Consider the following 244-nt stretch of genomic DNA (forward strand, 5'->3'; position numbering starts at 1 on the left):
GATCTGGTGGGTACGCCCGGTCTCCAGCTTGACCCGGGTATGGGTGTGCGCACGGAAGCGTTCCAGCACGCGGTAATGGCTGACCGCCCCCTTGCCGGCGTCGACCACCGCCATCTTCTGCCGCTGCACGCCATGCCGTCCGATCGGCGCATCGATGGTGCCGCCGGAGGTGATCACGCCGATCACGATCGCCTCATAGATGCGGCTGACCGACCGTGCCTGCAGTTGCGCCACCAGCTTGGTG

General features: G+C 66.8%; 1 protein-coding gene. It reads right to left on the reverse strand.

What is annotated here, in order from left to right:
* A partial coding sequence (locus ACLJNW_RS27790) for a pseudouridine synthase (RefSeq protein WP_410961809.1) occupies positions 1–244 on the reverse strand: 244 nt, incomplete at both ends.

Source organism: Salmonella sp. SAL4457 (genome assembly GCF_046548235.1).
Taxonomy (GTDB): Bacteria; Pseudomonadota; Gammaproteobacteria; order Enterobacterales; family Enterobacteriaceae; genus Salmonella; species Salmonella enterica.